The organism is Achromobacter sp. 1L-A-4-B-C2, from assembly GCF_057291955.1.
Window position 1 is genome coordinate 425,012 of record NZ_JBXAWP010000004.1, and the last position, 7,036, is coordinate 432,047.

The 7,036-nt window shown below is 64.8% G+C and carries 6 protein-coding genes; 4 read left to right on the forward strand and 2 right to left on the reverse strand.

All coding sequences use genetic code 11. The features are described 5' to 3' along the window. Nucleotides 1-2: 2 nt before the first annotated feature. The gene (locus tag AC0Z35_RS20580) at nt 3-1,406 is read right to left on the reverse strand and encodes a sodium:solute symporter family protein (protein ID WP_104144864.1); all 1,404 of its coding nucleotides are present in this window, start codon (nt 1,404-1,406) and stop codon (nt 3-5) included. 181 nt (nt 1,407-1,587) lie between these two features. On the opposite strand from AC0Z35_RS20580, the gene AC0Z35_RS20585 reads away from it, so the two are divergent. From AC0Z35_RS20585 to AC0Z35_RS20595, 3 genes are all read left to right on the forward strand, one after another. Further along, complete coding sequence (locus AC0Z35_RS20585) at nt 1,588-2,697, forward strand: YcjF family protein (RefSeq protein ID WP_485132603.1); 1,110 nt, start codon at nt 1,588-1,590, stop codon at nt 2,695-2,697. Between the two features lie 199 nt (nt 2,698-2,896). Further along, nucleotides 2,897-4,981, forward strand: a complete 2,085-nt coding sequence (locus tag AC0Z35_RS20590) for a putative bifunctional diguanylate cyclase/phosphodiesterase (protein ID WP_485132604.1) — start codon at nt 2,897-2,899, stop codon at nt 4,979-4,981. 127 nt (nt 4,982-5,108) lie between these two features. Then, entirely contained in the window at nt 5,109-5,321 is a 213-nt protein-coding gene (locus AC0Z35_RS20595; protein WP_046805564.1) for a DUF1059 domain-containing protein, read from the forward strand. A 27-nt stretch (nt 5,322-5,348) separates the two neighbouring features. Here the strand turns inward: AC0Z35_RS20595 and AC0Z35_RS20600 are convergent, their stop codons facing one another. Continuing rightward, entirely contained in the window at nt 5,349-6,401 is a 1,053-nt protein-coding gene (locus AC0Z35_RS20600; protein ID WP_485132605.1) for an ornithine cyclodeaminase, read from the reverse strand. A gap of 124 nt (nt 6,402-6,525) precedes the next feature. Between AC0Z35_RS20600 and AC0Z35_RS20605 the strand changes: the two genes are divergently transcribed. Further along, nucleotides 6,526-6,951, forward strand: a complete 426-nt coding sequence (locus tag AC0Z35_RS20605; RefSeq protein ID WP_046805562.1) for an Lrp/AsnC family transcriptional regulator — start codon at nt 6,526-6,528, stop codon at nt 6,949-6,951. The last annotated feature ends 85 nt before the right edge of the window (nt 6,952-7,036 follow it).

The window sequence follows — 7,036 nt, forward strand, 5'->3', positions numbered from 1 at the left end:
GTTCATTTGGCGTCGGCTCGCGGCACGGGTGTATCGCCCCACGGCGCGCCCGCCCGCCCCAGCAGGCTGATCAGCACAAAGCCGGCGGCGCTGGCCGCAAGCGCCGCGTAGACCGGTGTGTTGGCCGCCAGGCCGTCCTTGACCATGAACGCAATGGCCGCCGCGCAACCCAGCAGCATCCCCGCCATTGCGCCGGCGGTGGTGGCGCGGCGCCAGTAGATGGCACCTAGCAACGGCACCAGCATGCCGCCCACCAGCAGGTTGTACGCGCAGGTCAGGGCGCTCATGACGTCATCGACCACCAACGCCACGCCCAGCGCCGACAGCGCGGCCAGCAGCGTGATCAGCCGGTGCACGCGCACGTCGGTGAACGAGCGCCCGCCCCGCAGCGCCGGCAACAGGTCTTCGGCCAGCACGGTGGACGTGGCCAGCATGGCGGCGCTGGCCGTGGACATCATGGCCGCCAGCGCCGCGGCGATGACCAGGCCGCGTATGCCGTCCGGCAGGCTCGCCTGCACGATGGCGGCGAACGCATGGTTGACGTCGGGCAGATCGGGCAGCAGCACCTTCGCGGTCATGCCGATCACCGCGCCCACCAGGCCGTACATGATGCAGTACAACCCGGCGGCGGTGCCCGCCACGCGCGCCACGCGTTCGTCGCGGGCGGTGAAGACGCGCTGCCAGATTTCCTGGCCGATCAGGATGCCCAGGAAGTAGATGACGAAGTAGGTGATGATCGTGCCCCAGCCGATGTTCGTCAGGCTGAAACTGGCGGCGGGCAGCTGCGCCACCAGCTGGTCCCAGCCGCCCACCCGTATCAGGCAGATGGGCAGCAGCACGAACATCAGGCCCACCGTCTTGATGATGAATTGCACGATGTCGGTCAGGGTCAACGACCACATTCCGCCCAGCGTGGAATACACCGCGACCACGCCGCCGCCCACCACGACCGACACCCAGAACGGCAGGTCGAACAGCACCTGCATCACCGTGCCCATGGCGATGACGGACGTGGCCGCCAGCATCAGCGCATACGCCATCATGACCAGCGCGCTGACATGCTTGGCGCCCGCCGTGAAGCGCCGTTCAAGAATCTGCGTCACCGTGAAGATGCGCAGCTTCAGCAGGGGTTTGGCCAGCACCCGGTTCAGCACGATGATGCCCAGCCCCAGCGCCCCGCATAGCCAGAACCCCGAAATACCGTATTGATATCCCAGCCGCACCGTACCCACCGTGCTGGCCCCGCCCAGCACCGTGGCCGCCATGGTGCCCATGTACAAACCGGGCCCCAGGTTGCGGCCCGCCACCAGATAGTCTTCCTGGGTTTTTGCACGCCGCATGCCGTACCAGCCCAGCAGCAGCATGCCGCCCAGGTAGAGCATGACGACTCCTATGTCCAACGCCATTTTCGAGGTCTCCTTACCGCAGGGCAGCCATAGGGTTATGGGATCCGTTGCGCCTGCCCACGCACCGGATTCATCAAGCAACCCGGATCTTCGGTGAAGTGGCAAGAAAAATATCGCGGTTGCCGCGAATGTCGGACTCATCTGATATCGTTGCTCAATCCCTTTCCAGTTATTACCGCTCATGCCGCCCCTACGCCCCGATTCGCCCGCCTTGCAGGACGCCATCGCCGACGCCATCAGCACGGCCACGCGCGGCGCGGGTCGCGTCAACATCCTGATCGCCGGCAAGACCGGCGTCGGCAAGAGCACGCTGATCAACGCCGTGTTTCGCGGCGATCTGGCCAAGACGGGCGCGGGCAAGCCCGTCACGCAGACCACCCAGGAATACACCAAGCCCGGCCATCCGCTGACCATCATCGACACGCGCGGCCTGGAAGTGGGCGACTACGCGCGCTCGCGCCAGGCGCTGACGGACTTGATCCAGGAACGCTCGGCGTCCGACGATCAGGACAAGCACGTGCATGTGGCCTGGCTGTGCATCCAGGACAGCAGCCACCGCGTGGAAGACGCCGAGATCGAACTGGCCGACATGCTGGCCACCGCCGGCATCCCGGTGGTGGTGGTGCTGACCAAGGCGCGCAAGAACAGCCCCTTCGTTGCCGAGGCGCACAAGCTTCTGCCGCGCGCCAAGCAGGTAGTGGCCGTGCGCGCGCTGCCGGAATGGATCGAAGAACTGGACGCGGAACTGCCGCCGATGGGCCTGGACAAGCTGATTGAAGTCACGGCCGAGCACATCCCCGAGGGCCAGCAGCGCGCCTACGCCAATGCCCTGTCCACCCGCAACAAGAAAGCCCTGGAAGTAAAAAAAAAGCGGGCTGAGATAGAAGTGAACGTGGCAGCCGGCCTGGCCGCGTCCGCCGCCGCCGCGCCCATTCCGTTTTCGGACGCGTTTGCGCTGGTGCCGATCCAGGTCGGCATGATCGCCAAGATCGGCATCACCTTCGGCATGGAGCTGGACACCACCGCCATCACCACGCTGGTCACCTCCACGCTGGGTGCGTCGGCGGCCACGCTGATCGGGCGGTCGGTGGTATCGGGCATGCTGAAATTCATCCCGGGCGCGGGCAGCGCCGTGGGCGGCACCATCGCCGCCACCACCGCGGGCGCCATCACCAAGCTGCTGGGCAATGCGTACGTGGCCGTGCTGTACGACTTCTGCTTGAAGAACCCGGGCAAGGACATCGACATCGGGATGATCGCGCACGCGCTGCGCCAGCGGGTAAAGCTGTGACCCGCCGCGCCACCCCATGCAATGAATCGTGTTTCTACGACAACATTCGTTAGATTCACGCCTTTTCAGGCCCGCGCCTTAACTATTGCCAAGACGGCGACGTAAAGCCGTAGATCCCTCATTCCATTCGCGGGACAGCCCACGCGTACGCCGGCCAGGCCCGCCAGACGCGGGCGCTTCCCCCCCGCCCCCTCATCCAATGATCATCGACAATTCCGACGTCATGTACCGGCACCTTGTGCAGGGTGTCGTCGACTACGCCATCTACATGCTGCACCCGGACGGCACAGTCGCCAACTGGAACGCCGGGGCGCAGCGCGCCAAGGGCTACACGCAAGAGCAAATCGTCGGCAAGAACTTTGCGTGCTTCTACACGGCCGCCGACCAAGCCGCCGGCTTGCCGCAACGCGGCCTGGCCACGGCGCGCGAACAGGGCCGCTTTGAAGCCGAGGGCTGGCGCGTGCGCCGCGACGGCACGCTGTTCTGGGCCAATGTCGTGATCGACGCCATCCGCGACGACCAGGGCGAGCTGATCGGCTTTGCCAAGGTCACGCGCGACGTCACCGAACGCCGTGAACGCGAACAGCAGCTGGTGAAGGCCAAAGAGCTGGCCGAACACTACAACTCGGAATTGACATCGCTATCCAGCTTCCTGGATGCCGTGGTGTCGCACATCCCGTCGTGCGTGCTGGTGATGGACGCCGTGTCGCGCAATATCCTGCTGGCCAACCGTCAGGCGGAAGCCACGTTCGGCGTCACGCGCGCCCAAATGCTGGGCAAGACGGCGCAGCAGTGCCTGCCCGAACCGGTGTGCGAATTCCTGGACCGGCTGACGCACGACGCCTTGCGATCGGACGGCGCCCTGCGTGAAGCGGAAGAAGAGCTGACCACCGCGCGCGGCATGCGCACCTTGCGCACGCGCACGCTGGTTTTTCACAGCAACGACCCGCGCTCGCGTTACGCGCTGCTGATCTCCGACGACGTCACGGACGAGAACGCGGCACATGCCCAGGTGCGCTACATGGCGCATCACGACACCCTGACCGGCATGCCCAACCGCCGGCTGTTCCGCGAGCAGCTGCTCAAGGCGCTGCACCATTGCGCCGACGATCGGCGCACCGCCGTGCTGTGCCTGGACCTGGACAATTTCAAGAGCGTGAACGACACGCTGGGCCATCCCTGCGGCGACGAGCTGCTGCGCCTCTTGGCCAAGCGGCTACCGAAGGTGCTGCGCGAGCAGGACACGCTGGCCCGCCTGGGCGGTGACGAATTCGCGGTGGTGCTGCCCAACATCGGCCAGCAGGACGACGTGCGCAAGATGGCCGAACGGCTGATCGATGCGGTGCGCCAGCCCTTTGAAGTGGACGGCCATACGGTGCCAATCAGCGTCAGTATCGGTATCGCGCTGGCCGAGACGCCCGAGTACACCGCCGACCACCTGCTGCGCTACGCCGACATGGCGCTGTACGAAGCCAAGCGCAACGGCCGCAACCGCATGGCGTTCTTCCAGCCCGAGATGGAGGCCGCCGCGCTCAAGCGCCATGAAATGGAAATGGACTTGCGCCAGGCCATCATGGGTCAGCAATTGCAGTTGTATTACCAGCCCATCCTGGACGTCAGCCACGTGCGCATCGTCGGACGCGAAGCGCTGATGCGCTGGCAGCATCCGGTCAAGGGCCTGATCATGCCGGGCGACTTCATTCCCATCGCCGAAGAAACCGGCCTGATCCACGAGCTGGGCGCCTTCACCCTGCACGAGGCCTGCGCCGAAGCCATGCGCTGGGACGACCACGAAACGGTGGCCGTGAACCTGTCGGCCAGCCAATTCACCAACAGCGCGCTGGTGTCGCTGGTGGAATCGGCGTTGACCAAGTCCGGCCTGCCGGCGCGGCGGCTGGAACTGGAGATTACCGAATCGGTGCTGCTGGCCAACTCGGCCTCCAACCTGAACACGCTCAAGCGCTTGAAGGCGCTGGGCGTGAAAGTGGCGCTGGACGACTTTGGCACGGGTTATTCGTCGCTGGGCTATCTGCGGTCGTTCGATTTCGACAAGATCAAGATCGACAAATCGTTCACCCAGGACGTCGAATCCAGTAAAGAAGCACTGGCCATCATCCGCGCCATCAACGGCATCGGGCGCAGCCTGGACATTCCGACCACTGCCGAAGGCGTGGAAACTGCCGCGCAGCTGGACCGGCTGACACAGGAAGGCTGCTCGCACTTCCAGGGTTACCTCTTGGGCCGCCCGGTGTCGCATGACGCACTGCCAGAAGAAAAGCCGTAAGCGCCCGGGTCTATACTTTTGGAATCATCGGGTGCGCTGCGACGCGCCAACTGCCCGATGCCCCGCATGCCGCGCGTCGGATGTGCCATTACGCAAGCGCCCCTGGGCGCTGCGCAAGGAGACAATCATGACCCGCAAATACATCGACTGCCGTGAGTTTCCAAGCGAGATGAATTGCTCGGTAGCCCTGGCCGCGGATTCCGACGACGAATTGCTGGAAGCCGCCGTGCAGCATGCCACCACCGTGCACAAGCACGCCGACTCGCCAGAGCTGCGCTCGCAGCTCAAGACGATGTTCCACGACGGCACGCCGCCCACTGACGCCCCGCGCGCCGCCTGATCGCGCTTTGCTGATGAATCGCCGGGGCTATGGCTGCCCCGGCGCGGCCTTCACGTCAGTGGCCGCGCGCACCACATCGAACAGATTCTTCGGATCCTGCAATCGCGGCGCCACTTCAATGCGGGCGCCGATGCCAAATCGGACGGCGCTGTCGCGCAACCAGCGCAAGGCCGAAAAGTCCTCCAGCGCAAAACCCACCGAATCGAAGATGGTCACATCTTCAGCGCTGCGGCGGCCGGCCGCCTGCCCCGTCAGCACGCGCCACAGTTCCGTCACCGGAAAATCCGCGGGCATCTGTTGCAGGTCGCCTTCAATGCGCGTCTGCGGTTCGTATTCGACAAAGACAGCGCCCCGGCGCAGCACGTCGGCATGCAGTTCGGTCTTGCCCGGGCAGTCGCCGCCCAAGGCGTTGATGTGCATGCCGGGTTCAACCATGTCGGCGGTCAGAATGGTGGCGTAGGCCTTGTCGGCGGTGACGGTGGTGACGATGTCCACCCCCTTGACCGCCTGCGCGGTGCCGTCAAACGCGACCACGCGCAGCGTCGGGGCGACGGCGGCCAGGTTGGCTTGCAGCTTGCGCGTCGCGTCCGCGTCCACGTCGTACACATGCAACACGTCAATACCCAGCACATAGTGAAATGCCAGGGCCTGGAATTCCGCCTGCGCCCCGTTGCCAATCAACGCCATCGAGCGCGAATCGGGCCGGGCCAACGCGCGTGCCGCCAGCGCCGACGTGACGGCGGTGCGCAGGGCGGTGGTCAGGGTCAGTTCGCTGATCAGCAGCGGTTCGCCCGTGCTGACTTGCGCCAGGGCGCCAAAGGCCATCACGGTGGACAGGCCGGTTTGCGGGTTGTCGGGGTGGCCGTTCACGAACTTGAAGCTGTACAGCTCGCTGTCGGCGGCGGGCATCAGTTCGATGACGCCGGCAGGGGAATGACTGGCGACACGCGCGCACTTGTCGAATTCTTGCCATCGCAGAAAATCGGCCAGCACATAGTCCAGCAGATCGGTGAAAACCTTGCGCGGGCCGTATCGGGCCACGATGGTGGCAACGTCCGACGTCGTGAGCAATGTCGTCATTTTTTTCTCCCCAAGTTATGGAAAGGAAATTCTGGCCGATGCCCAAATCAATTCATAGTGACAACTTTCCACACGAAACGCTAAGATTCTGGCAATTCGACAGCCAACATTAGCACTTTGCACAATGGACACGCTAGACCAGAGCTTGCTGGGCCTGCTGCGCGCGAACGCCCGCCTGTCCATCGCCACGCTGGCCAAGAAGCTGGACGTATCGCGCGGCACCATCGACAACCGCATCCGCAAGCTTGAAGAGCGCGGCATCATCGTCGGTTATACCGTGCGCCTGCGCCCCGAGTCAGAAACGGACGACATCGTGGCGTGGATGAGCATCGCCGTGGAAGGCCACGAAACCCGCAAGATCGTGAACCTGCTGATGGGCGAACCCGCGGTGGCGGGCCTGCACGACACCAACGGCCGCTGGGACCTGCTGGCGGAACTGCGGGTGCCCACCATCGATCAGTTGTCCGAAGTGCTGGACCGGCTGCGCACCCTCAAGGGCATCTCGGCCACCGAGACCAGCATCCACCTGAAGACATTCAAAGCCATCTGAACGGACTGGGGCCGAGGCGGGCAGGGACGAATGCCCCGGCCCGCCTCGGCCCCCTGCACGCAATGCGCGTGATCCACGTCATCCG